Below are 25,468 nucleotides of genomic sequence, written 5' to 3' on the forward strand. Positions count from 1 at the left end.
TTCTTTCACCAATAATTCAAGTTGTAAATTCTTGCAATTTCTTCGTTAACAGGCACACCCTGCAAATGGTATTCAGCCATGCGCTCTTTTTCCTCGTGGTGGAACAAGTCGTGATGCTCTCGACACAAGGCAATCAAGCGCCGGCCTTTGTGGTTAATCTTCGTGCGATCGCTTCCAATGCCCACCTTGCTGCCTGTGATATGGTGATGGTCTGCTTTCAGTCCGCAAATCACACAGCGCTTATTCATCAGGCAGGCGTACTCGTACCGAGCGATGGCCGGATCGTCTAATGCATCTAGCGGATGGCGACTTAATGCCACGTTGTGTTGCAGGCAGAACTCCAGCAGCATGTTGATAAACGTGTTGGCATCCGACATATTTCCCCGACCGTTTGACAAGCTAAAGTCCTCGATGCCATAGAACATATCCATGGCGAAGTAGAATGCCCGCTTAATCAGTTCAGGTTCGCCTGCCCATTTACCACCAATTTCAGCTTTGGCAATATCGCCGATAAGAGCAAATGCAAAATTACGCTGTTTAGGACTCACAGAACGTCCATCTTGTATGTTTAGCGTGATTACACTATCCTGCACTTTATCGAGCTCATACAGCTTATCTGGGCTTTCTAGCTCTATTGTGACGACAGACCCACGCCTGCTTAGTAACTTACCTGGTAGTTCCATCAGTATTCCTAAACTCATCCATGCTGAAATTAAGCGCATCCGCTATTTTAATTGCAGTTGCTAGGTTCATCGTGTAATCTTTCTTATTTCTCATCCTGTAAATAGTTGCTGATGAGATTCCTGCTTCACGATTAAGCCAATTTACTGATTTATTTTGTTCATTTAACTTTTTGATAATAAAACTGTACAAACTCATGAGCGCAACTCCTTTTATGTTCTAACTTTTGTTATAATTCAATCAGGCGTGAATACGCCAAATAAAAGCGAAAGGCGGGTTTATTTTCATGACCCAAGTTTTGTTCTAATGTGCGTTGAAGAATGTTTACGCTATTATTTAAATTAATTTACCAATTTCTCTTACCAATCTTGTTGACAGTTGGCTTTGACACTGGTTTTTAGCTGGTAACTAAATAACTAATTCAGCCAATCTTGTTTTACAGGTCTGGTGTTGGGATTTATTAAGATAAATAACAAAGCATCCATTCACAGTTAGCCACACCTTCAGCATCGTGCATGTCCTGCACAGACTAACTGACTAACCCGCCAAGTTAGAGACAACGAAATTGGACAGATGTGAGCAAAGGCATGCACACATCAGTATCACATGAAGCCCCTATTTGAAATTGTTCAGGCAATTGATGATAGGGGTTTTGTGCGTCTATAGAATCACTTCACCCTCTTTTTATCTCGCTTGTCCGGCTTGCGGTCTCCGTATAGATCGTATGTCATCGCAAACTTGACCAACAGGTACAAAATAGTCAACAGCAGGCCAACAATCGCTAATGCAAATGCCCACAACACAAAATAAATAATCCACCAAATCATTCTTCCAACTCCTCCATTTGCATTCTGTTACCTTTGTCAGGCCTCTTCTTGTATGCCGGGTTAGTCATGAACATTAAATGGTCATAGCTCTTACCGGTTCGCCTGGATATTTGCATGATGGTACCGGTGGCTAACAACTCTTCCCCCTTGTACAAAGCCCAGATTCTATCTGCCTTTCTACCCATTGCGACCTCCTATCCGCTTGTCTTAATGCCTTTTAGCATTCCTTTTACTGCCTGCATATCTACTGGTTCAGTGCTTGCAGGTAATTCGTTCTTAGCCAGTGGCGGCTCTTGCTTTTGTCCTGGTTTAGGCTTAACTCTCTTCTCAGGCATCGCCCCACCAACAAAGCCACGCTCCTTAGCGCTATTCAAATGTTCTTCAAACCTGCTGACAAGTGATTTAACAGTGATGTACTCAAGGTCAGAGTATCTCGTGACCATGTAATTCAGCACATCTTGAAACTCCTCAAGCGATACATTCTTCATAGCAAGTGATGAGAACGTTCCTGTGTTTGTATTATTTCGTCCGGTCGCTTTGTTATAAGCAGCCAACATTTTTGAAGCTGTCATGGGGTCAAGAACACTCTCGTTTCCTTCTGTATATACTGATTTATTAGGTAATTTATTAAGTAATCTATTATCTGTGCCGATTTCGGACATAGGGTATGTCCGTTTTCTGCTAGGGGGTATATCCGAATTCGGAGTAGGGGTATGTCCGTTTTCGGACGTACCTCCGTTTTCTGCCATATCATTTAAGTCATGATAGTTTGGTTCAACTATCTCCAGGTATCGTTTTTCAATACGATTAGTCCCATCAACGTATTTCGGCGTGCTTTTTAGCAATCCCTTTTGATACAAGTCACTCAATGCATGTTGAACTGTGCTTGCCGATTTATGATATTTTTTAGCTAAAAAACTGTTACTTGGGAAAGCTTGATTACCTGTATTAGAAACCGTGTAAATGAACCCAAGTAGCCGAACTTGAAAGTCACTCACGTTGTCTAACTCATCAACCCATGCCGGGATCTGTGAGAAAAACCTAGTATTTGCCATCTCTCCCCCTTTCTCGTCCTACTAGGTCATCTAGCGACATTTCGAAGTAGTCTGCTAACTTGATTAAGGTATGTAGACCTATTTTTCTTTCATCATGCTCAATTTTGTAAATCATGGGTGCTGATATTCCAGTTCTTTCGTGTAACTGGTTTATAGTTAGCCCGCGTTCTTTTCTTAACTGTTTCAATCTATTACCGTTCATCGCTGTACCCCACTAAGTAATCAATTGATACGTTGAAATAAGTAGCCAGCTTTTTTAGGGTTGTGATGTTGGGCTCTAGCCCACCTGTTTCATATCGTGAAATGCTAGCATGAGAAAGACCGATCTCCTCACCCAAATCAATTTGTGAAACACCCTTTTCTTTTCGTAATTGTTTCAATCGATTATTTTTCATTCTCTCGTCCTACTAGGTCATCTAGCGACATCTCGAAGTAGTCTGCAATGTCAATCAAGACATCAAAGCTAGGCTTTGAATACCCGTTCTCAAGGTTGGCTATCGTGCCTGCTGACATGCCGATATGCTTCGCCATTTGTCGCTGGGTGACCCCTTCTTTTTCTCGTAGACTCTTAAGTCGTTTTGAAAACTGATACATAGCTATACCAATTTATTAAAATGGCAGGTCGTCATCTGAAATGTCTACGCCCTGTTGACCTTGGAACGGGTTGGATGCTCCTTGTTGGTCCTGTTGGTTTTGTCGAGATACATTAGACTGGCTAATACCCTTTTCTGCCGAGTACATGTCACGAGTAATGCCATTTGGCTCACTTCCATTAGCCAACTTTGGTTCACGGCGCTTAACATTAAGGTTTACCTTTCCGTTAAACTCATTCCAATCAACTGTAACGGACAACTCTTTCCCAGCCATTCCCTTTACAAAACTTTGAATGCTGTCTACCCTAGTTCCTTCAGGAACACCAGCAGCAACCAGCATTGTATTGAAGTTTCGTTCTGAACGCTTTCGTGAATCCTCGTCCGTCTCGTCCCAAACAATGTTGTCGTAACGGATTTGTCCGCCTGCGTACGGACCATCTGTAACTTCATAATTCATAACGGCCATGTCTTTACCAGTGGACGTCTGCTTTGCTTCTGAGCTGTCGAGGATTCGTACGTTATACTTCCCTGCCTCTTCAACTTGTTGACCTGATACGTTGTTGTTGTCTACTGTTACTCCAAATGCCATGTTAGTTATCCTCTTTCTTTTCTTCTGTCATTTCTGACAATGTTTGTTTTTCTTCTGGCTTTAGCAGGTCTTCTGCTTTAATTTTTGTCCGTTCATCAATACGATTCTTCGCATGATTTCCGTTCTCTGTGTCCATATCAATGAAACGCTCGCCCTGTTCCTTGTAGATACGTCCAACTACATCGAAAGGGCTCGTGAAAGCGTTAAATGTCTTCTGGTTCATATCAGCCTCAAAGCGACCTTTTTCGTCTAAGCCATTCGAACCGTTGTCGATTTGGTGAGCCGTAGCTAGAACAGTCTTATTGCTTTCTCGTAATGAGTTAGCAAGCGATCTAAACCACGCTTGCAATTTTTGATAATTCTATCGTCCGTCCTTACTTGCTCCATCAATATTTTCAAGAACGAAGTTTTGAAGGGCTGTCACGTTGTCCAAGATGATGACATCAAATTCATCACTGTACAGGTACTGGCCAAGCCATTGTTCAACACTCTTTTGCAATGTTGCTTCATCCGACTTACCAAACGCCATCACGGCTGTGTCTGTCGTTCCAACTAGAGCATTCCAAGAGCCATCGAACGTTAGTAATAGCTTCTTGCCTTTAAATAGCTTAGACAGGCTTGTCTTACCAGTACCCCCGTCTCCGTATATGAAGTACATATCGCCAGACTTCTTGATTTCTCCTGGTTTAAAAGTAATCATCTTTCCTCCTAGCGGTTCCTAATTGTTTCTTTATTTTTGATAACAGTTTGTAATTGGTTATCGTCTTTAAATTCTGGATAGCTAGAAATTAACTGCTTATAAGTTGGAACTTTTAATGGTTCGACACCGACTTTTGAAATGATGTATTCCATATTTTCGTTAGATTGAATAAGCACTTCATCGTCTTTTACATCGTTGTAATAATTATTCATTACTTGACCATTTCGCAATCGTTCTTTGCGTTCTTTCTTCCAAGCAGTGACAGCCTTATCCATTCGCTCAATAACGTTTTTATAGATATCTTCAAATCGTTCAGATGTTAGTTTTTCACGATCATCTTTATTCATCAACGAGTTGTACGTTAACATCTCACCATCTTCTGTTAGTGTTGTTAAGTCATGCACCTGAGTCATCAATACTCCTCCTCATTTTCATCAAACGTGTTCATACAGAACTCGTCCATATATCCTCGATAATGAGAATTAGAGTAATCTTGTTCTGTGACCATGTGATTTTCAATCATGCCTGTTCCTCCCATTCAATGTCATCTAGCGACTCTTGCTTAATGACAGCTTCGTCTCCGTTGATAAAATCAGTTAAATCATCATCTAAAACGTACATTCCTTGCTTGCGTGAAGGAGTCGTCACGAAGGCAATTCGATGTGCGCCGTTGGCAATCTCAATCCACTCAGCGTCCAAAGGCTCGTGATTAAATACTTCTAGTGGTACTACTTTCATACATTACCTCCTGTGATATACTAGAGGCATAATTTTCTGTCTAGGAAACATTATGCCTAAGCTCTCTTGGTTGCTGCCTTGAGAGCTTTTTCTTTTTGCAATAAGTCGTTTAGATCATTGTTCACAACGTCTCGTGTTACGTCGTTATAACTGTATGTTGGCTTACGTGACTTCTTAATAAAGATGGTCAACCCAATACCAAAACCAACCAAACAAATGCCTACAACAACGTCATTCCAAAACATTAAATCATTCATTCTATTGCCTTTCTTATGCGTACTTGTTGGCCTTCTTAAAAAAGTAATTTTGTAATGCTAACCCATCCCATAAAGGATGGGTCTTGCTATCCATCACTGGTCTTGGGAAGTCTTTTTTACTCTTATAGTATTTTCGGAAAGTGGCGTAAGATTTAATGCCCAACTCGTCCATAATGTCTTTTTGCGAATACCACTTTGTCGGGTCAAAATGTCTACTCATTTGTTCTCCTTTCTTTTGTTATCCTTTAATTACTGGCAGTGAGGTGCCTAGTAAATTGAAAGGAGGATAGTTATGAATAAATTTATTGTGTATTTTAATATGCCTTTGAGTGGATCTGATGAAAAAAGCATTGAGTCTCGTGGCTTACTTGAGGACTTGGTCGGACATGGAAATTGGATTCAGCTAACCGGCGAACTAATTGCTATCAAAACCAAAATGTCCTTAAAGGATTTCTCTCATAAATTTCTAGAGATGAACCCTCCCCGTGAATTTTTTGTAATTGATGCCAACGACTTTACTTCAAGTTACAATTCAGATTACAAACACAACTTGTTTAATAACTTGTAATTCGCTTAGCGAGTTCGTTAAGAATGGAAGCTAGTTCAGGATCTCCCTTAAAGCTCATACCTCGAAAGTGGTTTTCTTGAATAACATTTGAGTCATTCTTATCGTCTAGCTTATTTTCATCAGACTCAGAATTCGAAATTGTTTCTTTGTCTAGTTCACTCACAGATAATTGAGGAATAAATTTATTAATTTCTTCAATTGCATCAAAAAGCGCAATCGCTGTAGATTGTGCTTTTTTTAATGACTTTTCAAATTCATTAAAATTATCAATCGTTGCGTTCATAATGAACTCTTTGTTTAATGGTTGCTTAGTCATATTATTTTCTCCTTTACGCCGTCTGGTCTTGGTTAGCACCACGAATTGCTAAATCCATCAAGTTATTTGGTTCCCACAAACTCAAGAACCGCTTTGCTTCTGCAAAATACTTGCGTGGTAGTGCGTTGTAACGTGGCACGCTGAATTGTCGCTTAAAGTCCTTTGCAATTGCGTGGAACACTTCGCTAGACAATTCTTTATATGCTTGGCTGTACTTACCACCAAGGACTGCAAACACCCGATTGCGACGAAGTTGTAGTAGCTCTGCTTGTTCCCAACTTCGGATTTCCTGGTCGGCTTCGAACTTATTAAAGCGTTGTTCAAGTTGCTTCTGTTCATCCGCCTGTCGAGTCTGCTTATCGTCAATCTGCTGCAATGCTTCAAACGTTGTCGCTAAGATAGCCATTGGGTCAGTTTGTACAGAGTAGCTACCAGTCTTGCGAATGCTTGGCAGGACTTCTGACGTGACCCACTTTTTAAAACGCTTAGCACTATCTAATTCGCTTCCAAAGATAAGAGCAAACACACCCGATTCGTTAATGATAGTCATCTGCTGTTTTCCTCCGGGGGTGTCCAAAACGGACACCCCTTTGTCATCAACTTGAACATGCGTTCGAATTGCTTTAGCTGTTTGGGAATATCCCAAAGTCTCTGCTACATCTTTCCCTACGAACCATGCTTCGTTATCAATAAGTACAGTCCGTACTTCGTTGCTTTCGAAGTTGAAAGCTTTTACTTCGTTTGCCATGTCGGCCTCCTTTTGTTACTATTTATCGACCACTTTGTTCAAAAAAATAAGATACATCTTTACCAAGATAATCAGAAATTTTTTTAGCTTTATCCGGCCGAACATTTTCACCCTTCAAATATTTATTAATGCTTGTCGGGCTAATCTTAATAGACTTTGAAATGCTGCTGATCGTATTACCACTTAAAGCGATTAACGCTTTCAACTCTTGGCAGTCTTTCACTTTTAAAACTGTCATTTGCTGTCTCCTTTCCTTAACTGATGAATTAAGTATAGCAACATGGTTTATAAATTGCAACACTTATTGACCAAAAAAAGACCAATTCGTTACATTTTTTTATTACAATGTAATCATAAAACGAACAGAAAGGCTCGATTATGGTTGACGGAGTTGAATTTGGAAGAAAAATAAAAGAGATTCGGGAATCTAAACACGTATCTGTTCGTCAGGTCGCTATCAAAGCAGATATGTCCCACTCATATTTAAGTACAATTGAAAACGGACGAAGAAGCACAATACCATCTAAGAAGACTTTACTTAAAATTGCTCACGGGTTAAATGTGAGCCAAGATGATATTTTCAAAGTTGCAGGGTTTGTAGCTGATTCCCCTTCAAACGAACTAAATATTACTGGAATTAATACTGTTTCTATTCCTATCTACGGCCGTATCTCCGCAGGATACCCAGAAGGGGCTAAGGAAGACATTGAGGGACACGTAAAGATAGACGACGACCTAATCGAACGTTATGGTAAAGACAACTTAATAGGACTTCGTGTTAACGGAGAAAGTATGAACAAGGTTGTCCCCAATGGTGCTGTTGCTATTCTTGCAAAAATCGATAAAGGCGAAATTACTAACGGGGACATCTGTGGGGTTATTATTGACGGAGAAGCCGCTACACTCAAACACGTGTACCAGTACCCTGATCGTATTCGATTTGAACCAGATAGTTGGTTAAAGGAAGAATTTAAGCCTTTTGAGTATAATAAGGAAGACGTCGAGAACGGACAGCCACCTATTCAGATTATTGGTAAGCTAGTTCATCAGCAATCATCGTTTTGAAAAAACATCCAAAACTAATTATTTAATTGAGGGAATGAAATTGTTCAATAAAAAAGAAAAACTTCAAAGTGAACTTTCACAACTAAAAAGTGAGATAGCATTAAAAAAATCAGAACTACACGACATTTTGATTGATATAAAGTCAAATAGTGCGACGTTAAAAAATCAGCAAAAAAAAGAAATAAAAACAGCCCTTTTAGAAAAAGAACGGAAGCTGGCTCAATTATCTGAACAAAGGATGAGTGAAATAGAGTCTAATGCAATCCAAAAAACAAGGGAACTAGAACATATCATTCAGTCAAAAAAACAAGAACTCAATCAATGTGAAAGGGACCTGGCAAACAAGAAAAAACAAATACAAGAAGCAGAAAAAGAATTAAATGGAATTGAAAATGATATAACGGCTGGATTTTATAAACCGACATATGAATTTGCAGATAGTTTATCCTATAAATACGAATTACAAGAAATTATAGAAAAAGAAAAGTACGAAGTTAAAAATAATTTAGCCACCTATGTAATTCAACAAATTACCTTTGACGGATCACCATCAAAGGGAATAAAAATGCAAAAGAAAAGTGCTCAAGCTTTAATTAGAGCATTCAACGGAGAAGCATCCGGAATTATAAATAAAGTAAACGCGACAAACTATGAGAAAAAATCTGAAGGAATTGTAAAAAGCGCAAATAAATTGAGTGATTTATTTGAAACAGTAAACTTCGTAAGGCTATCTTCTAGTTATGTTGATTTAAAGCTACAAGAATTAAAATTATCTGTTGAATACGCTCTTAAAAAACAAGAAGAAAAAGATAAGTTAAGGGAAGAGCGGCAACGTGATCGCGAAGAAAAACAATTAAGATTAGAAATTGAAAAAGAAAAGAAAAGTTTAAATAAAGAGCGCACACAATTTACCAACGCTCTAAGTAAATTATTACAACAAGAACAATCTAAAGAGGTTATTGAACAAACTCAGATTCTGAAAGAAAAAATAAATAGTCTCAATGATCAAGAAAAAGATTTAGATTTTCGGATAGAAAACTCAAAAGCCGGGTATATATACATCATCAGTAATGTTGGATCATTTGGGGAAGGCGTATTCAAAATTGGGGTTACCAGGAGACTAGATCCTACAGAAAGGATTGCCGAACTAAGTTCGGCATCAGTTCCATTTAAATTTGATATTCACGCGTTGATATTTTCTGATGATGCATTTGGGCTTGAACATGATCTACATGAACACTTTAAAGAAAACAAAATTAACCACGTAAATAACAGAAAAGAATATTTCAATACTAGTTTGGAAGAAATTAAAAACTATGTGCAAAATAATAAAAATATAACAATTGAATGGCATGATGAGCCAGAAAATTCAGAGTTTATTTTGTCTCAGCAATTTATTAACAATGGAGGAAAATCATAATGAAAACAGCAATCATCAATAAACATATCTTTGTTTGGTTAGGAGCATTTTTATTCGGATCCATTGGTGTTGATCGCTTTATGCGTGGTCAAATTATCCTCGGTGTCCTTAAGTTGCTGATTGGATTATGGATAACTCTTGGTATATGGCCGTTAATTGACTTCATTATCGCAGTTACTAAAGCTTATTCAACTTACAACGATACAAACGAAATCACTTTCATTAACGGTAAATACTCAAAGTAACACACACCCTTCGGGGTGCACATATTACGTGCAAAACTGAACCACGTTAAAAGCTGATAGGAGAAGTATCGTGAGCAAGAAAATTACTGACGAAAACGGAAATACGTATGTAAAAAAGAAACCATTTTACAAGAGAGTTTGGGTTTGGTTTATTGCATTAATTGTCGTTATTATTGCAATAAATGTTTCAGGTGGCAACGATGACGGGAACACTAAAACATCTAACGAAAAGACATCAAAGTCTTCAAATAACTCAAGTGCTACTGCTCAACAAAAGGCGGCTCTTAATAGCGCAAAAACATATAGCAGCTCAATGCATATGTCAAAAGCGGGCATTTATGACCAATTAACTTCTGAATCCGGTGATAAATTTTCTGCTGATGACGCTCAATATGCAGTTGACAATTTAAAAGCAGACTACAATAAGAACGCTCTTAAATCAGCTGAAACTTATCAAAAAGATATGGACATGTCAGTGAATGATATCAAAGAGCAACTAACTTCAGATGCTGGAGAAAAGTTTACCGAATCCGAAGCGCAATATGCTATTGATCATTTAAGTAAGTAAACAAACGCCCTTTCGGGCATACATAACGTGACACATACACATCAAAAACAATAGGAAATAACCAATGGTACACAAAATTGCTGAAATGTTTAAAGAAAGCACTACTAAACTTCAATCGAATGGGTCTGCAAGAATTTCAGCATTTAGAAGATTTATTTTTGCACCCAACCTGCTGACCTTCGTCATCTCAGTTGTTGTTGGTAACAGCTTTGGATCTGCTATTAAAGATTTAATTGCGACTGTCTCTGGTCTTTTAAAGACACTAACAATTTGGCTTTTTACCAGTGGTCACACACTTAACCTTGATTATGCACTCACTCCCTTTGCCTCACTGCTGGACAGCTTACTCACATTACTATTCATCGCCATCGTTGTTTTCTATACCATCCAGTTCATTAACGACTACCTTGTCCGTAACAATGACGAAAAGTGGGGATATGATCAGGCACACGTAGATGCCATTAAAATTCAGAATCTACAAAATAAAAATAACCAACTTGTAGAGGAAAATATAAAGCTGCAGCATGAACTATTGGAAGAATTCCGCAAAAACAAATAAACCGTATTGGCGGCGTACATAGTACGTGCAAAACTTAACCACGTTAAAAGATATATAGGAGAGTACACATGCGTAAAAAAATAATTATTCTGTCTTCTTTTGCAGCCGCCATTGCAGCGATGGTAATTGTATTTTCTACTGTCAAACACACTAATAACGTTAAACATCAAGATGCTGCACAAGCTAAAAAATCTGTCTCTACTAATAAATATCAATCTGTTAAAAACGAGTTAGCAGCAGAGTTTTCAAAAAAAGACTATGCAAAGGTTGTGGTTGAAAACAACGTTGCCACATCAGATCTTCCTGAAAGCCACACTGAGGTTAGGGTAATTGTAAAGCACAAAGCTAATATTCAGGCCATCATGGAAGCTCAATCTGCTATCAATAATAATCGAGCCACGCCAGATCAGAAGCGCTTAATCTACAATATTCAACAGAAGGTTAAAAAGGCCGCAGCAAAGCTTAAGAAAGGTGATGCCGTTTCATTTGGTTATCCGTTTAACGGCGACCTCGAAATGATAGCTTACTCTACTGATGAGCGAGAAATTATTCCAATGGTTGACCCCCAAAGCTAACAATCAAAGCCCTCTTGGGCATATATACGCGCAAAAACTGCGCCATGTTAAAAGCTGAAGAAAGTTTAGAAAGAATGTTAGAAAAGGTTGAAGAAAGGATAGAGAAAGAGAATGATTTTAATTGGTTTAATTGCACTATTCATCATCAGTATCTGGTTCACATGGAAGACTTTAACAGTATTCCTGCCATGGTTGATTATTGCTTGGATTGTATTTTCCATACTTTCTTTTATCTTTAGTTGGGTGTTTGTTGTAATTGCCCTGTTCTCGCTATCTGGTTACTGTTTCTATTTAGCAATAAAGAAAAGCAAAGAACAAAACTCCGTTAATGAACGTGTAGATATAACAGATGATTCGGAAGTTTTTGATTCTAACGACAAGTAACAAGATAACAATAATTAAGGCCACAGGCCTTTTTATTTGTGCCAAAATGGAGAAAAACATGGCTACATTCCATAAAACAACTGCAGGAAAATATCGGGCAAGGGTATCCGTTAAAGAAAACGGAAAATACAAGCAAATTAGTAAACAAGGTTTTCGGACTAAAAAAGAAGCCGTTATTTGGGCATCAGAGCTAGAAGCTGGTTATACTGATCAGTTACAAAATAAATATGAAAATATGCTGTTATCAGATTATTTTGAGACTTGGGTTGACACCTATAAATCAAAAATGGAGGCTGCCACTCAGTATCAGTATCAAAATACGCTCGATAATATTATTAAATATATGCCCGATGCTACTCTTATTGATTTCACACGTACTGATTTCCAGAATTTTATTAATGAATTCGGTAAAGACCATTCAAAAGAAACAGTTGCTAAACGAAAGAACCATATTAGTCAGGCATTGGAAGATGCCTTTGCTGATGGAATAATTAAGAATAACCCCACTATTCGCATCCAACTTACAGGAACAGATGGAAAGTCAGCATCAGAAAAGTTTCTTGAAAAAGATGAACTTATTAAACTAGATCATTATATTAAAAATAAGCTTGCTACATATCCACATGCTAAATCATACTTAGCAATCTATATATCAATTCATACTGGGATGCGTATTGGCGAAATCATGGCCCTTCAATCTGATGATATTGATTTTGAAAAAAAGACAATATCAGTTAATAAAGCACTTGATCAATACCGTCATGTTAAGTCCACTAAGACAGAATCAAGCAACCGCATAATCTCTGTTGATGATGACTTACTAAATGAGCTAACTGGTATTGAAGGTCCAATCGCCGACATCAGTAATTACGGTGCGGGAAAGGCCTTAAAAGCAGCAATCAAGGAATTAGACATTAAACCAGTTTCATTTCATGCATTGCGTCACTCACACGGATCTTTATTATTAAGCCAAGGTATTGATATTAAATATGTTTCATCGAGGCTTGGGCACAAAAATATTTCAACAACGATTAACGTTTATACCCACCTTCTCAGCTCACAAAAAGAAAGCGAAGAGGAAAAGACACAGCGTATCATGATGTCTATTTTTTAGTGCAAAAAGTGTCTAAAAAGTGTCTAAATATTTACAGAAACACACAGAATTAGGCAGAATTACACAGAAAAAATCAATTACTAAAACAAAAGAAAAGCCCGGTGTTATCACGTTAAATGCGATAACACCGGGCTTTAGCTACATTGTTTAAAATTATATCAAATGCCGACTAACGGACTCAAACCGTTGACCCCCTCATTACTAGTGAGGTGCTCTATCAACTGAGCTAAGTCGGCAAAATTAGTACTCAATAATTGTAGCAAATGCCAGCTACTAAGGCAACCAAAATTAGATAAAAATTTTGGTTATACGGATGACAGGAATCGAACCTGCACGGATAAATCCACTAGAACCTAAATCTAGCGCGTCTGCCAATTCCGCCACATCCGCAGGTCTTAAGCAACTATTAAATGATACTGGATTTACCACCAGTCGTCAAGCGTTTTTCAAATAAAAAAGCAGTGCCAAATGGCACTGCAATGCTTCTAGTTAAGAATCTTCTTCAATCGTTTTCGTCAGGCTGGAAACCGTCTCTTCGTGACGCTGGGCCTGCCGTAGTTTTACAATGTAGAGCGTGATTGTCCGCGCAATGGCATAGAATGGCACGACCACAATCATGCCGACCATTCCCCAGAGGTTACCCGCTGCCAATAAGAGCAGCATGACCGTCAGCGGGTGAATCCGCAAGGACTTTCCAATCAGGGCTGGGTAGATGATGGAGCCGTTGACCTGTTGGACAATGGCCATCAAGATGACAATTCCAATCAGCATCTTCCAGTTAATGGAAATGGCAACCAAAACGGCTGGGAAAACCCCGATGAAAGGGCCGACATATGGCACAATGTTGGCCACACCAGCGATGAAACCAAGCAGCCAAATGTATGGTAGGCCAATCATGCCAAAGCCAATCGACATGGTAAAGCCAACGAAGAGCATTTGGATGGCCTGACCGGAGATGTAACGCTCAATGGTCTTATCCAGTTCCTTACCAAGCACCATGACGTCTTCGGCCCGGTTCTTTGGAAAGAACTTTTGTAGGGCGGGCAAGAAGCGGTTCGAATCGGACAGCATGTAGAAAAGAATGATTGGTACGGTTAAGGCTCCAATGGTAAAGGAGGTTGCCGCCCCGACAAAACCAGTGAGAGTGCCAGCCGTAATCCGCACAAAAGAGGAGGCATACTGTGAAACGGCGTTCTTCACATCGTCATCTGAAATCGACAGGTTCAGCTTCTTGAACCAAGGTTTGTCAATCAGGTCCTTGACATAGTCTTGGACGTGGTTAACCACGCTTGGCAAAGAAGTGATTAAGTTAGAAATTTCATTTAAAATCAGCGGCACAAAGATCATGAAGGCCGAAATAATAACCACCATAAAGATGGTAAAAGTCAAAATGACGGCGATCGACCGTGGCATTTTCCAAGACCCGATGTGAACTTTTTCAATCAGTTTCTGCAGTGGCTTCAAACAGTAGTATAGAAAGCCGGAAACCAAGAGCGGAATGAAGACCGTACCGGCAAAGACCGCGATTGGCTTCATCAAAAAGTCGAAACGAAAGACAATGAAAAGCAATGCGGCCAGGGCCAATAATTCAATTGTCCAGAAAAATAGTTGCTTTAGTTTGTCACTTGGAAACATTATGACTCCTTCAGTCCTTGTAAAATTTTGTGCTGCACTTTTGGTAAGGCCAGTGCTTCTTGCTCCGCCTCAGTAAAGTACCGCTGGTTTTGTGCAGGGTCTGCTGTTTCTTCTTGCAAAACCGGCCAGATTTCCCACTTCCGGTGCGAAAAGACATGGGTGATTGGCTTAATAGTTAACTGCTTGCCATCGACTTCTTCAATCGAATCAATGGGTCGCAACGGCAGTGTCCAAAAATCAGCCAGCAAGCCGGTTTTTGGACGTTTTTCATAGAGCAAAGCCCCGTCTTCATTATACCGAACAAGGGCCTGGTAGCGTTCCAAGACCGGCTTTTTCTTTTTGCTTTTGACCGGGTACTGATCTTCGACACCATCTCGATAGGCCGCATTGTACTTAACCACCGGTGAATGCAGAGTGTCCGGATCGCTTGTCTTCATATATGAAGTGCCCAGATCCATAATCGCCTGGTTAAAGTCGCCCGGTCGTTTCGGATCAACGATTGGTGCCACCGCATCGTAAAAGACCCGTCTCGTCTTTGGCTTAGCGATATCGGCATCGATTTTCAACAAACGAGAAAAGACACGGAAGAAATTGCCATCAATGGCTGGCACCACTTGGTTAAAAGCAATCGAGGCCACTGCAGCAGCCGTATAGGGGCCGACGCCGGGTAGCGTTAACAAGTCCTCGTAAGACTCGGGCCAGGCCCCCTTCAAGTCAAAGGCGACGACTTTGGCAGCCTTGTGTAGGTTGCGGGCCCGCGAATAATAGCCCAGGCCCTCCCAGAGTTTTAAAACTTGGTCTTCAGGTGCCTTAGCCAAGTCGAAAACAGTTGGCAAAGCCTTCATAAATCGGTTAAAATAAGTAATCACCGTATCAACCCGGGTCTGCTGAAGCATCAGCTCAGACACCAGGACTCGGTAAGGATCGGTGTTTTCGCGCCAGGGCAAATGGGCCCGGCCTTCCCGGTCGTACCAGGACAACAGATCCGATCGGAAATTTTCAATTGTTTGCTGATCCCAATTCTCCATAACCAGTATTATAACACTTGAAAAGCCCCAGTGATTCGGGTATAATCAAATTCTGTACGATAGATTTTAAAGTTTAAATATAAGGAGTTACCACTATGGCAGTCAAGACACCCTTGAACTCATTCGCCCGCGGCCGCAAAGTCGGTCACGACGCCAAGAAGAAGAAGCGTCAATCAGCCATTGCACAATTGCAGCAATGGGCTAAGGGAAAGAACGTTGAAATCCCTAAGACGAAGTAAAGAAAGTTAGCCTTTGGCTAGCTTTTTTTCTTTTACAAAATCTGCCATTTTCGCTTTCGAATGCTTGTTTTGTCAGTCTCAAATCTTTATACTTAAAGAAAGCACTGATTACTTGGAGTATCCACTATGATTATTTCCGTTACCAATAAACAGCGCCGGCACGCTTTGCTCGCCGCGCTCCTTTTTATCGTTTTAGCCGTTTTGATTGGCACAAACGCCACATGGCCCGCCAACATGGATGAAGAAGTCCGCTTCTTCATGACCGGTATTCAAACATCCTACGGTGATGTCATTATGTCGATTGCCACCTTCCTTGGCTCACCAGCCATGAACCTCTTTTACGGGGTTCTGCTCGCCTTGGTCTTGCTCTTGGCCGACTTGAAACTCCCTTCCCTCTGGGTGATCTTGACGATCTTCGGTGGGGTTGTGGTTACCCAAATTATCAAAGTCATCATTCACCGTGACCGGCCAATCGGTCACCTTTTGACTGACAACGGTGCCTCATTCCCTTCACAACACGTGACGGCCATGTGGTTGACCGTTTTCATCATGTTCTTACTGGTGACACCAAACATTTCATCAACGCTGGTCCGCATTTTGACAAAGTGGTTCTTAATCACCCTGGCATTGATGACCATGTTGTCCCGGCTTTACTTCTCCGCCCACTTCCTAACGGATACGATTGGCGCCTTCCTCTTGGCCTACGTCTGGGTCATCTTCTGCGCTTCGCTCTACCCAATGGTGGCCACTTTCTTAAAGAAGAAGTTCTGGCTCTTCAAGGACCAAGAAGCCTAAATGATTTCATCAAAAAACACCGACCTTCTGGTCGGTGTTTTTATTTGCCATCAAGGCTTTAAAAGTCGTAATCGCTGTCTTCCATCGATTCGGCTTCCCCAAGCAGGTAGCCGTTTCCAACCGCGGAGAAGAAGTCGTGGTTTGACGTTGATGTGGAGATTCCGTTCATGACGACCGGGTTCACATCATCAGCAGAATCAGGGAACATTGGTTCCTGACCCAGGTTCATCAAGGCCTTGTTGGCGTTGTAGCGGAGGAAGGACAAAACGTCATCCGTCCAGCCAATCTGGTCATAGATTTCATGGGTAAACTGTTCTTCATTTGAATAAAGGTCGAAGAGCAAGTCGTACATCCATGACTTGAGTTCTTCTTGTTCCTCTTCAGGCAATTTCTTAAAGCCGATTTGGAACTTGTAGCCAATGTAAGTACCGTGAACGGATTCGTCGCGGAGAATCAGCTTGATGATTTCGGCCGCGTTGACCATCTTGTTGTGGCCAAGGTAATACAAAGGCGTGTAGAAACCGGAGTAAAAGAGGAAGGTTTCCAAGAAGACGGAGGCGACTTTTTTCTGCAAAGGCGTACCGTTTTGGTAGATGTCGTTGATCCTGTTGGCCTTGTACTGCAAGAATTCATCGTGATCGGCCCATTCGAAAGTCTCGTCGATTTCAGACTTGTTATTCAAGGTCTCAAAGATCGAAGAATAGGACTTGGCGTGAACGGACTCCATGAACTGGATGTTGTTCAAAACGGCCTCTTCCTTTTGGTTGACCGCATCGGCACGCAATGATGCCATTCCGTCTTGCGATTGCAGCGTATCCAAAGTCGTCAAACCAGCAAAGACCAAGTTATAAACACGTCGTTCCGTATCGTCTAATTCACCACGCCAAACGCGGAGATCGTTTGAAATGGGCACACGGGTGTCCAACCAGAACTGCTGGGTTAACTTTTCCCAAGTGGCCTTATCCAATGCATCTTCAATGTTATTCCAATTAACGGCTGTATAGGAACCCTGGTTAACGTGTTGCATACTACTCTCCTAACGTTTCTTTGATGCGTGCAAAAATCTTTTCGGCTTCGCGAGGCGTCCCGCGTAATTCATAATCACCAATGACCGGTACCTGGAACTTCTCTGCGTAACGTTTAGCAGTCAAAATGTACTGATCGTTGAAGTTCCGGTTGCCCGAGCCAATCACCCCGCGAATGTAGCGGGCATTGTTGCCAAAGTCGACGTAGTCGCCTAAGGCATTGGTGAAGATTTCCACCACTTCTGGTCCGGTTCCGGTGCCACCATTTAGATAAGTGGGCACAAGAACGACAAAGGGGGCCTTTTCATGGACCGGATTGACCTCGTCACCAACTTCTAACAGGGACAGCTGGTCCCCTTCAGCCTCCGCAACGGCGGCCAGCTTTTTGACAAAGGACTCGGTGTTTCCTTCAATTGAAATGTATAGCAAACGGTATGTTGCCATAAAGCACCTTTCTAAGCGCCATGCGCTGATAATGAAAATCAACGACCGGTCGGGTTCTTTCAAAAAAAGAAGGAAAGAGCCCAGCCAGTCAACGGTTAGCCCAAATGGGCCAAACGATTATGTACAGCAAGCAAGCGCTTGCTTTTAATGAAGCGGTGATTAAATGGAGCAAGACTCACATTCGTTAACGCCGGCTTCTTGATTATCATCCGTGTAAGTGCGGACGTAATAAATCGTCTTAATGCCCTTCTTAAAGGCGTAGTTTCGCAGGATGGACAAGTCACGGGTCGTCATCTTGTTCGTCCGGTCATCCTTCCACTCGTAGAGGCCATCAGGAATCGTTGACCGCATGAAGTAGGTCAAAGACATCCCCTGGTCAATGTGTGGTTGGGCAGCGGCATAAACGTCAACGACTTTGCGCATGTCCGTGTCATAGGCTGACTGGTAGTACGGCAAGGTTTCGTTGGACAAGCCTGGTGCAGGATAGTAGACTTTTCCGATCATACCTTCCTGACGTTCCTCAATTCGGTTAATGATTGGGTGCAGGGAAGCGGTCGTGTTGTTGACGTAAGAAATCGAACCAGTTGGCGCAATGGCGTGACGGTAGGCGTTGTACAAGCCGTTCTTCATCACGTTTTGCTTCAACTCTTCCCAATCGGCCTTGTTTGGCACCTTGATTGCTTCAAAAAGCTTTTGAACCTTTTCAGTCTTCGGCGCAAAGTCCTTCTCCATGTATTGATCGAAGTAGGAGCCGTCTGCATAAGCCGACTTGTCAAAGTCCGCAAAGGTTTCCCCACGGTCCTCGGCAATGTGCATAGAGGCCATGATGGAGTAGTAATTCAAAGTTGAGAAGAAAGTCTGGGTAAAGTCCAGGGCCTCTTCATCCCCATACATCATTTGGTTTTGAGCAAACATGGCTGCCAAGCCCATGGCACCAAGTCCAACCGCGTGGTTCTTTTGGTTCCCGTTTTGCACGGAAGGCACCACGTTCAGGTTGGAGTTATCCGAAACAAAGGACAGGGCCCGGATCATTGATTCAACCGAAGCCGCAAAGTCTGGCGTCTTCATCATGTTAACGATGTTGATCGAACCAAGGTTACATGAAATATCTTCTCCGAGCTGCGTGTATTCCTGCTCATCGTTCAAAAGTGACGGGCGCTGGGCCTGCAAGATTTCAGAACAGAGGTTAGACGAGACGACTTTTCCATTAATCGGGTTGGCCCGGTTAACCGTATCCACGTTCATGATGTATGGATAGCCGGATTCCTGCTGCAACTTTGAGATTTCTTCTTCGACCATTCGGGCCGAAACCATCTTGTGGTGAATCTTATCATTGTTGAGCAGGTTATCGTATTCGGCCGTGATGTCCACGTAGTTAAAGGGTACACCGTATTCACGTTCGACGTCGGCTGGTGAGAACAGAGCCATTTCCTTGTTTGCCTTGGTCAGTTCGTAGAACTTGTCAGGCACAATCAACCCGAGTGACAAAGTCTTCACACGAACCTTTTCGTCGGCGTTTTCCTTCTTCGTGGCCATGAAGGTCATCAAATCGGGGTGGAAGATGTTCAGGTAAGCCACACCGGCTCCCTGACGAGCGCCAACTTGAGAAGAAAAAGTAAAGGAGTCTTCCAATAGCTTCATGATTGGCACGATTCCACCAGCAGAGTTGGCAATCCCCATCACGGGTGCCCCTGCTTCACGAACGTTGGACAAGTTGATTCCAACACCCCCACCCATCTTGGACAGTTGAAGGGCGGAGTTAATGATTCGACCAATTGAGTTCATGTTATCCGTTGTTTGGAGCACAAAGCAGGATACCAATTCCCCACGGCGGGCACGACCGGCGTTCAAGAAGGAAGGCGTGGCCGGCTGATAACGCTGGTGAATCATTTCGTTGGCCAATGACATGGCCAAGTCTTCGTTTCCATCCGCATAGAAGAGGGCGTTAACGGCCACTCGATCAAGATAGGATTCAACGTAGTAGGCCTTATCATTGGTCTTTTGCGCATACTGGTTATAGAACTTAAAGGCGGCCATGAAGGAAGCAAAGTGGAAGTCTTCCCCCTCAAGAAAGGCGTAGAGCTTTTCGATGAAGGCCATCTTGTACTTCTTAACGAAGCCCTCTTCCAAAAAGTCGTTTTCAATCATCCAATCAAAACGGGCCGCAACTGAAGGAAAAGTCTTCATGTTTGGCTTAACGTTTTCTTCCATGAAAGCCTGGAGTGCTTCCTGGTCTTTTTCGAGCTGAATTTGCCCATCTTTTGGAATGTTGACTTCGTTGTTAAGATCAAAATACTTAACATTCGCTAGGTCGATATCGAGTAATGACATGGAATTCCTTTCAAAATGTTCACTAGTAAAAATGAACAAACTTTTTCAAGTTGTCCATTTAATTGACTAGTAAATGAAACAACGGTACACAAAAAAACTTAGGCAGTCAGTTGTTTCAAAACGGCTGGTTGGAATCCTGAAAAGGCTTCTTGCCCTTCAATTTTCACAACGGGGGTTTGCTTGAAACCTTCGGCCTTAATTTGGGCAAGGTATTCCGGTTGTTCTTCGATGTTGATTTCTTCAAAGCCGACCCCGAGCTGATCGAGGTACTTCTTGGTCATCTTGCATTGAACGCAGTTATTTTTGGTAAAGACCGTGACTTGTGACATGACGTGGTCCTTCTTTCTCTCTAGATTTATCACCGAGGCGGACTTTGCAAGTCCTTTGCACCGGTGGAACAATTACTAGTTTACCGGTTTGAATTGAGACTTCAAGGTCTAAACATGTCTGCACAAACACCTGTTCGTCTGAAGCCTATTGCAAGGCTTTTTTGCTCTTTCTTTGTGTTCATTTAGACAAGCCTTTTCTTTCTGTAATCGTTCGGCTTCCGCCTTTTATGACAAATGTTACGAAAGTGCAAGGTGCTTCTCGCGCCTGTCTTAAAAGGGGAACGCCCTTTCTGTATTTTTTGTGAATACTAAATGAGACACTTTCTCCGATTCCCTCTCTTTTCTTTCCCTCCCTGCTTTTTTTGCTATAATAGGAACTAAACGTATTAAACCATTTGAAAGAGGTATGTATTTTGGATTCTGGTCCTTCGTATTTAATTAATACATTTATTATTGTTTTCATCCTTTTATTGGCCGTGCTCTTCACACTGACGGAGTACTCCCTAGTCAAAGTCCGCCTGTCTGCCCTTGAGGCCTTGCAGGCTGACCGGGATAAGCCATCAAAAAACATTGCGTCCGCCATTCACATGGTCACGCACCTGACGGAATTCCTTTCCACTGCCCAAGTCGGCATTACCCTGACTTCCTTGATTTTGGGTTGGGTTGGTGAAGAAACCGTCGCGGACTTAATCATCCAATCCCACCTGTTGCCAAGCGACATGGCCAAGCCAGTCGCCTCCGTTGCAGCCATCGTGATTTTCACGGTCTTGCACGCCGTCTTCACCGACTTGGTCCCAAAGAACATCGCCATTGAAGAACCAATCAAGGTCTTGCTCTTCATCGTGAAGCCCGTGCGCTTCTTCCACATCACCCTCTTTCCAATGATTTGGATTTTGGACCATTTGTCCAACTGGGTGACGCACCTGTTTGGCTTCCAGGTCACAAACGATGACGATATTTATTCGCAGACCGAAATTCTCTCACTGTCTAAAAACGCCGCCGAAGCCGGCGAATTGGATACCGAGGATTTGACTTTCATGCAGCGGGCCTTTGAAATGAATGACAAAGTCGCCGTTGACGTCATGATCGATCGAACGTCAATGGACGTCATCGATGTCTCCGATTCAATCGCCACTGGCTTGGACGAGTACCTGCAAAAGCGGCACTCCCGCTTCCCGGTGGTTGCTGACGGTGACAAGGACAAGGTCTTGGGCTACGTCTTTAACTACGATCTCGTTCGCCAAAGCCGGATTTCTGGCAAGGAACCGGTTGCCAAAATCATGCGTGACATTCCTGCCGTTCCTGAAAACATGGACCTACACGATGTCATGGACGAAATGGTAATGAAGCGCTCGCCAATTGCCGTGGTCGTTGATGAATACGGTGGTACCGCCGGAATCATTACGGACAAGGACATTTACGAAGAACTCTTCGGATCCGTTCGTGATGAAATGGATGACCAGGCCGATGAATACATCGAAAAGCTGGGCGATCGCCGCTACAAGGTCTCCGGTAAAACAACGCTCTACGACTTCCAACGCTACTTCCACACGGATGTGAAGGAATTAGACGAAGACGAGGCCGTGACCCTGACCGGTTATGTGTTAAAACGCGATCCCGACTTTCGAACTGGCGATTCTTTGAAGATCGCCAACTACCAAGTGACTGCCCTGGATTATGAAAACGCCTTTATCCCCGAGTTTGCGGTGAAGGAATTAGACCCCGAACCAGAACCAAGCACGGATGAGGAAAATGACGACCAGTCCGAAGCAGAGGAAAAGGAAAAGGAAAAATCCCGCTTCCACCTTCGTGATAAGGACAACCAAAAAGAAAATAAAAAAGATTAATACCATGTAAAAGAAAAACCCAGTCCTTAAGGACTGGGTTTTTCTTTTACTTTAATAAGCAATGTGGAACTTATCAACGTGTTCTTTTAGGTACCGTAAGGTCAAACTGTTGGTCTTTTCTTTCAGCAAGTCAAACACCTGTCCTTCAGCCATCAACTGGCCCCCGGCAGACCCGCCACGCGGTCCAAGGTCAATCAAGTAGTCCGCGTTGGTCATCAAATCCAAGTCGTGGGTGATGATTAGGATTGTTGCTCCCTTAGCCTTCAGCTTGTTAAAGACTTTAAACAGGGTCGCCCCGTCCGTTGGGTGCAAGCCGATGGTTGGTTCGTCAAAGACAAAGAGCGTCTGCTTCTGAGACTTATTCAAGTGTTTCACTAGCTTAAGACGCTGAGCCTCTCCACCAGAAAGAGAAGGTGTGCTCTGCCCAAGCTGAAGGTAGTCCAGCCCAATTTCTTGAAGCAGTTTGAGTTCTTTTTCAATCTTTGGCTCCTCTGAAAAGACGGGCAGCGCTTCTTCGACCGACAGGTTCAAGACATCGACGATGGAATAACCATGCCACTTAATTGCCGCGATTTCAGGTTTAAAACGGTTCCCCTGACAAACCGGACAAAGCTCTTCAATATCGGCCAAGTACTGCACGTCCAAACCGACCATGCCCAAACCACCACAGTTTGGGCAGGCCCCCGCCTTACTGTTATAAGAAAAGTTTGCTAATCCATAGCCTTTTTCCTTCGCCTCAGGTAGGTCAGCAAAGAGATGGCGCAGGTGATCCATAATCGTCGTGTAGGTCGCAACCGAAGAGCGGGTGTTCTTCCCAACCGGTTTGGCGTCAACGGACACCACGTGCTTCAAGTTTGTCTTCAGGCTCTTCACCTGCTTTGGCAACTTTTTCTGATTTTCCAGTGCGGGTACTAGTGAATCCAGAATCAAGGAGGACTTGCCGGCACCGGAAAAGCCAGTGACAGTGGTCATTTCATGTTCTGGGAATTTGACTTTCACATCCTTGATGTTGTAAAAGTCAGCAACCTCCATAGCCGTTTCTTCGCCTTTTATAGGCGCCACCGGCGCCGTTTTTTCAAGAATAATCTTTGCCTTTCCCGACAAGTAGGGGCCAATCAGCGAATCCTTGTTCTTCTGCAGCTCCGCCGGTGTCCCCTGTGCGATGATGTTACCACCCTTCACACCGGAATCCGGCCCAACTTCAATAATCCAGTCGGCAGCGCCAATCAGGTCTACGTTGTGGTCCACGACCACCAGCGAGTTCCCCTGCGCAATCAATTCACGGAAAACCGAAATCAACCCCTTCACGTTGTCTGGGTGTAGCCCAATCGACGGCTCATCCAAGACGTAAAGCACGCCCGTCGTCTCGGTTCTCAATGTTTTAGCCAGCTGAATCCGTTGCCGTTCCCCAGTCGACAGTGTGTTACCAGACCGTGATAAGGACAGATAGTCCAGCCCGAGTTGCAGCAGCGGGCGCAGGTTGTTCGTTAACTCCGAAAAGATCGCCCTGGCCATCTTTTGCATGTTTTCTGGCAGTGTTTTCAAGGTCTCATCCCGCCAGTCCTGCAGAGAACCAAGCGTGAGGTCGGCCACCTCCGCAATGTTTTTTCCATTCACCGTCTGCTTCAGCAATTCTGGTTTAATCCGGCTACCATGACAAGTCGGACAGGTTTTAAAGAGGAAAAACTTATTCAGACGCTTGATTGCCCCCTCGGACTTGACCGTTGCCAGGGAATCGCGAATGGCATCGTAGGCGTTTTCATAAAGGGAGTTATTGTTGTTATACACACGACCCGTTGATGTATGCAAGTCGACCGGATAGCGCTTCTTTTCACCATGTAAGACAAAGTCCTTTTCCTTGTCCGTCAAATCCTTAAAGGGAACGTCCGTGCGCACACCCCGTGAACGAGCGATTGTCGCCATAAATGCACGGCCCGGCAAACGCCATGGCGCAACGGCTCCCTCGTCGATGGTCATGTTCTCATCCTTAATAATCGCATCATCATCAATTTCGCGTACCTGCCCCGTTCCATGACAGGTCAGGCAGGCACCGTTTCCATTGAAGGCAAAGTCAGCGGCGGTTGGAATTTTAAAGCTGACGCCACAGGTCGGACAGTCGATTGTCCAGGAATCTTGTTCATCAGACGACGATGCCTTATCGAAGGCCTGGGCAATTGAAATCGAAGGGGCCACGCGGTGTCCGTTTGGACAAACTGGCGAACCCAACCGTGAAAAGACGAGGCGAACGACGTTGAAAATCTCAGACATCGAGCCAACCGTTGACCGTTCAGAAGGAACACCCGGTCGCTGTCGCAGCGCAATGGCGGAAGGAATGTGTTTGACTTCTCGCACGTCGGCCCGGCTGCTTTGACCAATTCGTCGGCGGGTGTAGGTGGACAAGGCCTCCAGATAGCGACGTGACCCCTCGGCATAGAGAATGCCCATAGCCAAGGAGGACTTTCCTGAACCAGACGGCCCCGAAATGGCTACGAACTGATTTAACGGAATGTCGACATCAATGTTTTTCAGGTTGTGGACACGTCCACCGCGAACTTCAATTTGCTCAATTTTTTGGGGCATTATTTTCTCCTGCAGCACTATTCTAATGTCTAGCCTACCGCAGTTTTTAGTCGATTTCAAAAGAGAAAACTAGGCAAAGACGTATCGGCTCTGCCATTGCCCTTTGGCCTTTCTTTTTTAGCTAGATCAAAATGGTCGTTGTGACCATGAAAGGGCAACTTTCCCATTCCAGAAAGTCCAAAAAGACAGGTCAAACAATGGTAAAATAGACCT

The 25,468-nt window shown here is 43.0% G+C and carries 33 protein-coding genes, 2 tRNA genes and 1 pseudogene; 12 read left to right on the forward strand and 24 right to left on the reverse strand.

Going from position 1 to position 25,468, the window contains the following annotated elements; all coding sequences use genetic code 11:
• Nucleotides 1-5: 5 nt before the first annotated feature.
• From G6R28_RS04170 to G6R28_RS04225, 12 genes and pseudogenes are all read right to left on the reverse strand, one after another.
• The gene (locus G6R28_RS04170; RefSeq protein ID WP_213792989.1) at nucleotides 6-683 is read right to left on the reverse strand and encodes a putative HNHc nuclease; all 678 of its coding nucleotides are present in this window, start codon (nucleotides 681-683) and stop codon (nucleotides 6-8) included.
• Nucleotides 667-879, reverse strand: a complete 213-nt coding sequence (locus tag G6R28_RS04175; RefSeq protein WP_213792990.1) for a helix-turn-helix domain-containing protein — start codon at nucleotides 877-879, stop codon at nucleotides 667-669. Before G6R28_RS04175 ends, G6R28_RS04170 begins: the two co-directional genes overlap by 17 nt.
• Nucleotides 880-1,349: 470 nt before the next feature.
• Nucleotides 1,350-1,508, reverse strand: coding sequence for a hypothetical protein (locus G6R28_RS04180; RefSeq protein WP_213792991.1), 159 nt, complete (start codon nucleotides 1,506-1,508; stop codon nucleotides 1,350-1,352).
• Between the two features lie 194 nt (nucleotides 1,509-1,702).
• A complete protein-coding gene (locus G6R28_RS04185) occupies nucleotides 1,703-2,563 on the reverse strand; it encodes a helix-turn-helix domain-containing protein (protein ID WP_213792992.1) in 861 nt (286 codons plus the stop codon).
• On the reverse strand, nucleotides 2,550-2,765 hold the full coding sequence (locus G6R28_RS04190) for a helix-turn-helix domain-containing protein (RefSeq protein WP_213792993.1): 216 nt from the start codon (nucleotides 2,763-2,765) through the stop codon (nucleotides 2,550-2,552). The genes G6R28_RS04185 and G6R28_RS04190 overlap by 14 nt, the downstream gene beginning before the upstream one ends.
• Nucleotides 2,755-2,958: a helix-turn-helix domain-containing protein gene (locus G6R28_RS04195; protein ID WP_213792994.1), complete on the reverse strand. Its 204-nt coding sequence runs from the start codon at nucleotides 2,956-2,958 to the stop codon at nucleotides 2,755-2,757. Before G6R28_RS04195 ends, G6R28_RS04190 begins: the two co-directional genes overlap by 11 nt.
• Nucleotides 2,948-3,157 (reverse strand): helix-turn-helix domain-containing protein, encoded by a 210-nt coding sequence (locus tag G6R28_RS04200; RefSeq protein ID WP_213792995.1) that lies wholly within the window; start codon nucleotides 3,155-3,157, stop codon nucleotides 2,948-2,950. The genes G6R28_RS04195 and G6R28_RS04200 overlap by 11 nt, the downstream gene beginning before the upstream one ends.
• A 15-nt stretch (nucleotides 3,158-3,172) precedes the next feature.
• Nucleotides 3,173-3,745, reverse strand: coding sequence for a DUF669 domain-containing protein (locus G6R28_RS04205; RefSeq protein WP_213792996.1), 573 nt, complete (start codon nucleotides 3,743-3,745; stop codon nucleotides 3,173-3,175).
• A gap of 1 nt (nucleotide 3,746) precedes the next feature.
• Nucleotides 3,747-4,445 (reverse strand): annotated as a pseudogene (locus tag G6R28_RS04210) (AAA family ATPase).
• 8 nt (nucleotides 4,446-4,453) lie between these two features.
• Nucleotides 4,454-4,858 (reverse strand): hypothetical protein, encoded by a 405-nt coding sequence (locus G6R28_RS04215; protein WP_213792997.1) that lies wholly within the window; start codon nucleotides 4,856-4,858, stop codon nucleotides 4,454-4,456.
• A 106-nt stretch (nucleotides 4,859-4,964) separates the two neighbouring features.
• Nucleotides 4,965-5,183 carry a hypothetical protein gene (locus G6R28_RS04220; protein WP_213792998.1) on the reverse strand — a complete coding sequence of 73 codons (219 nt, stop codon included), beginning with the start codon at nucleotides 5,181-5,183 and terminating at the stop codon, nucleotides 4,965-4,967.
• A gap of 270 nt (nucleotides 5,184-5,453) precedes the next feature.
• Nucleotides 5,454-5,660: a hypothetical protein gene (locus tag G6R28_RS04225; protein ID WP_213792999.1), complete on the reverse strand. Its 207-nt coding sequence runs from the start codon at nucleotides 5,658-5,660 to the stop codon at nucleotides 5,454-5,456.
• A 72-nt stretch (nucleotides 5,661-5,732) separates the two neighbouring features.
• Here G6R28_RS04225 and G6R28_RS04230 point away from each other — a divergent pair, with 72 nt between their 5' ends.
• Complete coding sequence (locus tag G6R28_RS04230) at nucleotides 5,733-6,008, forward strand: hypothetical protein (protein ID WP_213793000.1); 276 nt, start codon at nucleotides 5,733-5,735, stop codon at nucleotides 6,006-6,008.
• On the opposite strand, the gene G6R28_RS04235 is transcribed toward G6R28_RS04230, so the two are convergent.
• Genes G6R28_RS04235 through G6R28_RS04245 form a run of 3 tightly spaced genes read right to left on the reverse strand, consistent with a single transcriptional unit; the run spans nucleotide 5,995 to nucleotide 7,310 of the window.
• Nucleotides 5,995-6,324, reverse strand: a complete 330-nt coding sequence (locus G6R28_RS04235) for a hypothetical protein (protein ID WP_213793001.1) — start codon at nucleotides 6,322-6,324, stop codon at nucleotides 5,995-5,997. The genes G6R28_RS04230 and G6R28_RS04235 overlap by 14 nt on opposite strands.
• 13 nt (nucleotides 6,325-6,337) lie before the next feature.
• The gene (locus tag G6R28_RS04240; RefSeq protein ID WP_213793002.1) at nucleotides 6,338-7,072 is read right to left on the reverse strand and encodes a BRO family protein; all 735 of its coding nucleotides are present in this window, start codon (nucleotides 7,070-7,072) and stop codon (nucleotides 6,338-6,340) included.
• Nucleotides 7,073-7,094: 22 nt separating this feature from the next.
• Entirely contained in the window at nucleotides 7,095-7,310 is a 216-nt protein-coding gene (locus tag G6R28_RS04245; protein WP_213793003.1) for a helix-turn-helix domain-containing protein, read from the reverse strand.
• A gap of 140 nt (nucleotides 7,311-7,450) precedes the next feature.
• Here G6R28_RS04245 and G6R28_RS04250 point away from each other — a divergent pair, with 140 nt between their 5' ends.
• From G6R28_RS04250 to G6R28_RS04285, 8 genes are all read left to right on the forward strand, one after another.
• Nucleotides 7,451-8,137, forward strand: a complete 687-nt coding sequence (locus G6R28_RS04250; protein ID WP_213793004.1) for a helix-turn-helix domain-containing protein — start codon at nucleotides 7,451-7,453, stop codon at nucleotides 8,135-8,137.
• 40 nt (nucleotides 8,138-8,177) lie between these two features.
• Nucleotides 8,178-9,557: an SNIPE associated domain-containing protein gene (locus tag G6R28_RS04255; RefSeq protein WP_213793005.1), complete on the forward strand. Its 1,380-nt coding sequence runs from the start codon at nucleotides 8,178-8,180 to the stop codon at nucleotides 9,555-9,557.
• The gene (locus G6R28_RS04260) at nucleotides 9,557-9,802 is read left to right on the forward strand and encodes an NINE protein (protein WP_213793006.1); all 246 of its coding nucleotides are present in this window, start codon (nucleotides 9,557-9,559) and stop codon (nucleotides 9,800-9,802) included. Before G6R28_RS04255 ends, G6R28_RS04260 begins: the two co-directional genes overlap by 1 nt.
• 70 nt (nucleotides 9,803-9,872) lie before the next feature.
• On the forward strand, nucleotides 9,873-10,370 hold the full coding sequence (locus tag G6R28_RS04265; protein WP_213793007.1) for an Ltp family lipoprotein: 498 nt from the start codon (nucleotides 9,873-9,875) through the stop codon (nucleotides 10,368-10,370).
• 64 nt (nucleotides 10,371-10,434) lie between these two features.
• Nucleotides 10,435-10,929 (forward strand): MscL family protein, encoded by a 495-nt coding sequence (locus tag G6R28_RS04270; RefSeq protein ID WP_213793008.1) that lies wholly within the window; start codon nucleotides 10,435-10,437, stop codon nucleotides 10,927-10,929.
• 68 nt (nucleotides 10,930-10,997) lie between these two features.
• On the forward strand, nucleotides 10,998-11,504 hold the full coding sequence (locus G6R28_RS04275; protein WP_213793009.1) for a hypothetical protein: 507 nt from the start codon (nucleotides 10,998-11,000) through the stop codon (nucleotides 11,502-11,504).
• Nucleotides 11,505-11,615: 111 nt separating this feature from the next.
• Nucleotides 11,616-11,888 (forward strand): hypothetical protein, encoded by a 273-nt coding sequence (locus G6R28_RS04280; protein ID WP_213793010.1) that lies wholly within the window; start codon nucleotides 11,616-11,618, stop codon nucleotides 11,886-11,888.
• 58 nt (nucleotides 11,889-11,946) lie between these two features.
• A complete protein-coding gene (locus G6R28_RS04285) occupies nucleotides 11,947-13,002 on the forward strand; it encodes a tyrosine-type recombinase/integrase (RefSeq protein WP_213793011.1) in 1,056 nt (351 codons plus the stop codon).
• Nucleotides 13,003-13,165: 163 nt separating this feature from the next.
• Here the strand turns inward: G6R28_RS04285 and G6R28_RS04290 are convergent.
• The 4 genes from G6R28_RS04290 to mutY form a co-directional block, all read right to left on the reverse strand.
• Nucleotides 13,166-13,238: transfer RNA gene (locus G6R28_RS04290), tRNA-Thr, on the reverse strand.
• A gap of 72 nt (nucleotides 13,239-13,310) precedes the next feature.
• Nucleotides 13,311-13,392 (reverse strand) — tRNA-Leu (locus tag G6R28_RS04295).
• Between the two features lie 99 nt (nucleotides 13,393-13,491).
• Nucleotides 13,492-14,637: an AI-2E family transporter gene (locus tag G6R28_RS04300; RefSeq protein WP_213793012.1), complete on the reverse strand. Its 1,146-nt coding sequence runs from the start codon at nucleotides 14,635-14,637 to the stop codon at nucleotides 13,492-13,494.
• On the reverse strand, nucleotides 14,637-15,665 hold the full coding sequence (mutY, locus tag G6R28_RS04305) for an A/G-specific adenine glycosylase (RefSeq protein WP_213793013.1): 1,029 nt from the start codon (nucleotides 15,663-15,665) through the stop codon (nucleotides 14,637-14,639). The genes G6R28_RS04300 and mutY overlap by 1 nt, the downstream gene beginning before the upstream one ends.
• Before the next feature lie 95 nt (nucleotides 15,666-15,760).
• Here mutY and G6R28_RS04310 point away from each other — a divergent pair, with 95 nt between their 5' ends.
• Both G6R28_RS04310 and G6R28_RS04315 read left to right on the forward strand, forming a co-directional pair.
• A complete protein-coding gene (locus G6R28_RS04310) occupies nucleotides 15,761-15,904 on the forward strand; it encodes a hypothetical protein (RefSeq protein ID WP_213793014.1) in 144 nt (47 codons plus the stop codon).
• 126 nt (nucleotides 15,905-16,030) lie between these two features.
• Complete coding sequence (locus G6R28_RS04315; RefSeq protein WP_213793015.1) at nucleotides 16,031-16,699, forward strand: phosphatase PAP2 family protein; 669 nt, start codon at nucleotides 16,031-16,033, stop codon at nucleotides 16,697-16,699.
• Between the two features lie 58 nt (nucleotides 16,700-16,757).
• Here the strand turns inward: G6R28_RS04315 and nrdF are convergent, their stop codons facing one another.
• The 4 genes from nrdF to nrdH all read right to left on the reverse strand — a co-directional run bounded on the left by nrdF (nucleotide 16,758) and on the right by nrdH (nucleotide 20,828).
• On the reverse strand, nucleotides 16,758-17,726 hold the full coding sequence (gene nrdF, locus G6R28_RS04320) for a class 1b ribonucleoside-diphosphate reductase subunit beta (protein WP_213793016.1): 969 nt from the start codon (nucleotides 17,724-17,726) through the stop codon (nucleotides 16,758-16,760).
• Nucleotide 17,727: 1 nt separating this feature from the next.
• Nucleotides 17,728-18,168, reverse strand: coding sequence for a class Ib ribonucleoside-diphosphate reductase assembly flavoprotein NrdI (locus G6R28_RS04325; protein ID WP_213793017.1), 441 nt, complete (start codon nucleotides 18,166-18,168; stop codon nucleotides 17,728-17,730).
• Between the two features lie 159 nt (nucleotides 18,169-18,327).
• The gene (nrdE, locus tag G6R28_RS04330; protein ID WP_213793018.1) at nucleotides 18,328-20,499 is read right to left on the reverse strand and encodes a class 1b ribonucleoside-diphosphate reductase subunit alpha; all 2,172 of its coding nucleotides are present in this window, start codon (nucleotides 20,497-20,499) and stop codon (nucleotides 18,328-18,330) included.
• Nucleotides 20,500-20,597: 98 nt separating this feature from the next.
• Entirely contained in the window at nucleotides 20,598-20,828 is a 231-nt protein-coding gene (gene nrdH, locus G6R28_RS04335) for a glutaredoxin-like protein NrdH (RefSeq protein ID WP_213793019.1), read from the reverse strand.
• 413 nt (nucleotides 20,829-21,241) lie between these two features.
• Here nrdH and G6R28_RS04340 point away from each other — a divergent pair, with 413 nt between their 5' ends.
• Nucleotides 21,242-22,675 (forward strand): hemolysin family protein, encoded by a 1,434-nt coding sequence (locus G6R28_RS04340; RefSeq protein WP_213793215.1) that lies wholly within the window; start codon nucleotides 21,242-21,244, stop codon nucleotides 22,673-22,675.
• Nucleotides 22,676-22,726: 51 nt separating this feature from the next.
• Here the strand turns inward: G6R28_RS04340 and G6R28_RS04345 are convergent, their stop codons facing one another.
• On the reverse strand, nucleotides 22,727-25,255 hold the full coding sequence (locus G6R28_RS04345) for an excinuclease ABC subunit UvrA (RefSeq protein WP_213793020.1): 2,529 nt from the start codon (nucleotides 25,253-25,255) through the stop codon (nucleotides 22,727-22,729).
• Between the last annotated feature and the right edge of the window lie 213 nt (nucleotides 25,256-25,468).

The sequence above is a fragment of the Fructobacillus papyrifericola genome, from assembly GCF_018437235.1.
GTDB lineage: Bacteria > Bacillota > Bacilli > Lactobacillales > Lactobacillaceae > Fructobacillus > Fructobacillus papyrifericola.

Bases quoted from the DNA above. Each gene is read 5' to 3' on its own strand.
- G6R28_RS04325 (WP_213793017.1), bottom strand. From the start codon at position 18,168: ATGGCAACATACCGTTTGCTATACATTTCAATTGAAGGAAACACCGAG.
- G6R28_RS04260 (WP_213793006.1), top strand. From the start codon at position 9,557: ATGAAAACAGCAATCATCAATAAACATATCTTTGTTTGGTTAGGAGCA.
- G6R28_RS04220 (WP_213792998.1), bottom strand. From the start codon at position 5,183: ATGAAAGTAGTACCACTAGAAGTATTTAATCACGAGCCTTTGGACGCT.
- G6R28_RS04270 (WP_213793008.1), top strand. From the start codon at position 10,435: ATGGTACACAAAATTGCTGAAATGTTTAAAGAAAGCACTACTAAACTT.
- G6R28_RS04310 (WP_213793014.1), top strand. From the start codon at position 15,761: ATGGCAGTCAAGACACCCTTGAACTCATTCGCCCGCGGCCGCAAAGTC.
- G6R28_RS04315 (WP_213793015.1), top strand. From the start codon at position 16,031: ATGATTATTTCCGTTACCAATAAACAGCGCCGGCACGCTTTGCTCGCC.
- G6R28_RS04190 (WP_213792993.1), bottom strand. From the start codon at position 2,765: ATGAACGGTAATAGATTGAAACAGTTAAGAAAAGAACGCGGGCTAACT.
- G6R28_RS04170 (WP_213792989.1), bottom strand. From the start codon at position 683: ATGGAACTACCAGGTAAGTTACTAAGCAGGCGTGGGTCTGTCGTCACA.
- G6R28_RS04250 (WP_213793004.1), top strand. From the start codon at position 7,451: ATGGTTGACGGAGTTGAATTTGGAAGAAAAATAAAAGAGATTCGGGAA.
- nrdF (WP_213793016.1), bottom strand. From the start codon at position 17,726: ATGCAACACGTTAACCAGGGTTCCTATACAGCCGTTAATTGGAATAAC.
- G6R28_RS04245 (WP_213793003.1), bottom strand. From the start codon at position 7,310: ATGACAGTTTTAAAAGTGAAAGACTGCCAAGAGTTGAAAGCGTTAATC.
- G6R28_RS04195 (WP_213792994.1), bottom strand. From the start codon at position 2,958: ATGAAAAATAATCGATTGAAACAATTACGAAAAGAAAAGGGTGTTTCA.
- G6R28_RS04180 (WP_213792991.1), bottom strand. From the start codon at position 1,508: ATGATTTGGTGGATTATTTATTTTGTGTTGTGGGCATTTGCATTAGCG.
- G6R28_RS04230 (WP_213793000.1), top strand. From the start codon at position 5,733: ATGAATAAATTTATTGTGTATTTTAATATGCCTTTGAGTGGATCTGAT.
- G6R28_RS04235 (WP_213793001.1), bottom strand. From the start codon at position 6,324: ATGACTAAGCAACCATTAAACAAAGAGTTCATTATGAACGCAACGATT.
- G6R28_RS04300 (WP_213793012.1), bottom strand. From the start codon at position 14,637: ATGTTTCCAAGTGACAAACTAAAGCAACTATTTTTCTGGACAATTGAA.
- G6R28_RS04280 (WP_213793010.1), top strand. From the start codon at position 11,616: ATGATTTTAATTGGTTTAATTGCACTATTCATCATCAGTATCTGGTTC.
- G6R28_RS04205 (WP_213792996.1), bottom strand. From the start codon at position 3,745: ATGGCATTTGGAGTAACAGTAGACAACAACAACGTATCAGGTCAACAA.
- G6R28_RS04225 (WP_213792999.1), bottom strand. From the start codon at position 5,660: ATGAGTAGACATTTTGACCCGACAAAGTGGTATTCGCAAAAAGACATT.
- G6R28_RS04185 (WP_213792992.1), bottom strand. From the start codon at position 2,563: ATGGCAAATACTAGGTTTTTCTCACAGATCCCGGCATGGGTTGATGAG.
- nrdE (WP_213793018.1), bottom strand. From the start codon at position 20,499: ATGTCATTACTCGATATCGACCTAGCGAATGTTAAGTATTTTGATCTT.
- G6R28_RS04215 (WP_213792997.1), bottom strand. From the start codon at position 4,858: ATGACTCAGGTGCATGACTTAACAACACTAACAGAAGATGGTGAGATG.
- nrdH (WP_213793019.1), bottom strand. From the start codon at position 20,828: ATGTCACAAGTCACGGTCTTTACCAAAAATAACTGCGTTCAATGCAAG.
- G6R28_RS04275 (WP_213793009.1), top strand. From the start codon at position 10,998: ATGCGTAAAAAAATAATTATTCTGTCTTCTTTTGCAGCCGCCATTGCA.
- G6R28_RS04345 (WP_213793020.1), bottom strand. From the start codon at position 25,255: ATGCCCCAAAAAATTGAGCAAATTGAAGTTCGCGGTGGACGTGTCCAC.
- G6R28_RS04285 (WP_213793011.1), top strand. From the start codon at position 11,947: ATGGCTACATTCCATAAAACAACTGCAGGAAAATATCGGGCAAGGGTA.
- mutY (WP_213793013.1), bottom strand. From the start codon at position 15,665: ATGGAGAATTGGGATCAGCAAACAATTGAAAATTTCCGATCGGATCTG.
- G6R28_RS04175 (WP_213792990.1), bottom strand. From the start codon at position 879: ATGAGTTTGTACAGTTTTATTATCAAAAAGTTAAATGAACAAAATAAA.
- G6R28_RS04200 (WP_213792995.1), bottom strand. From the start codon at position 3,157: ATGTATCAGTTTTCAAAACGACTTAAGAGTCTACGAGAAAAAGAAGGG.
- G6R28_RS04240 (WP_213793002.1), bottom strand. From the start codon at position 7,072: ATGGCAAACGAAGTAAAAGCTTTCAACTTCGAAAGCAACGAAGTACGG.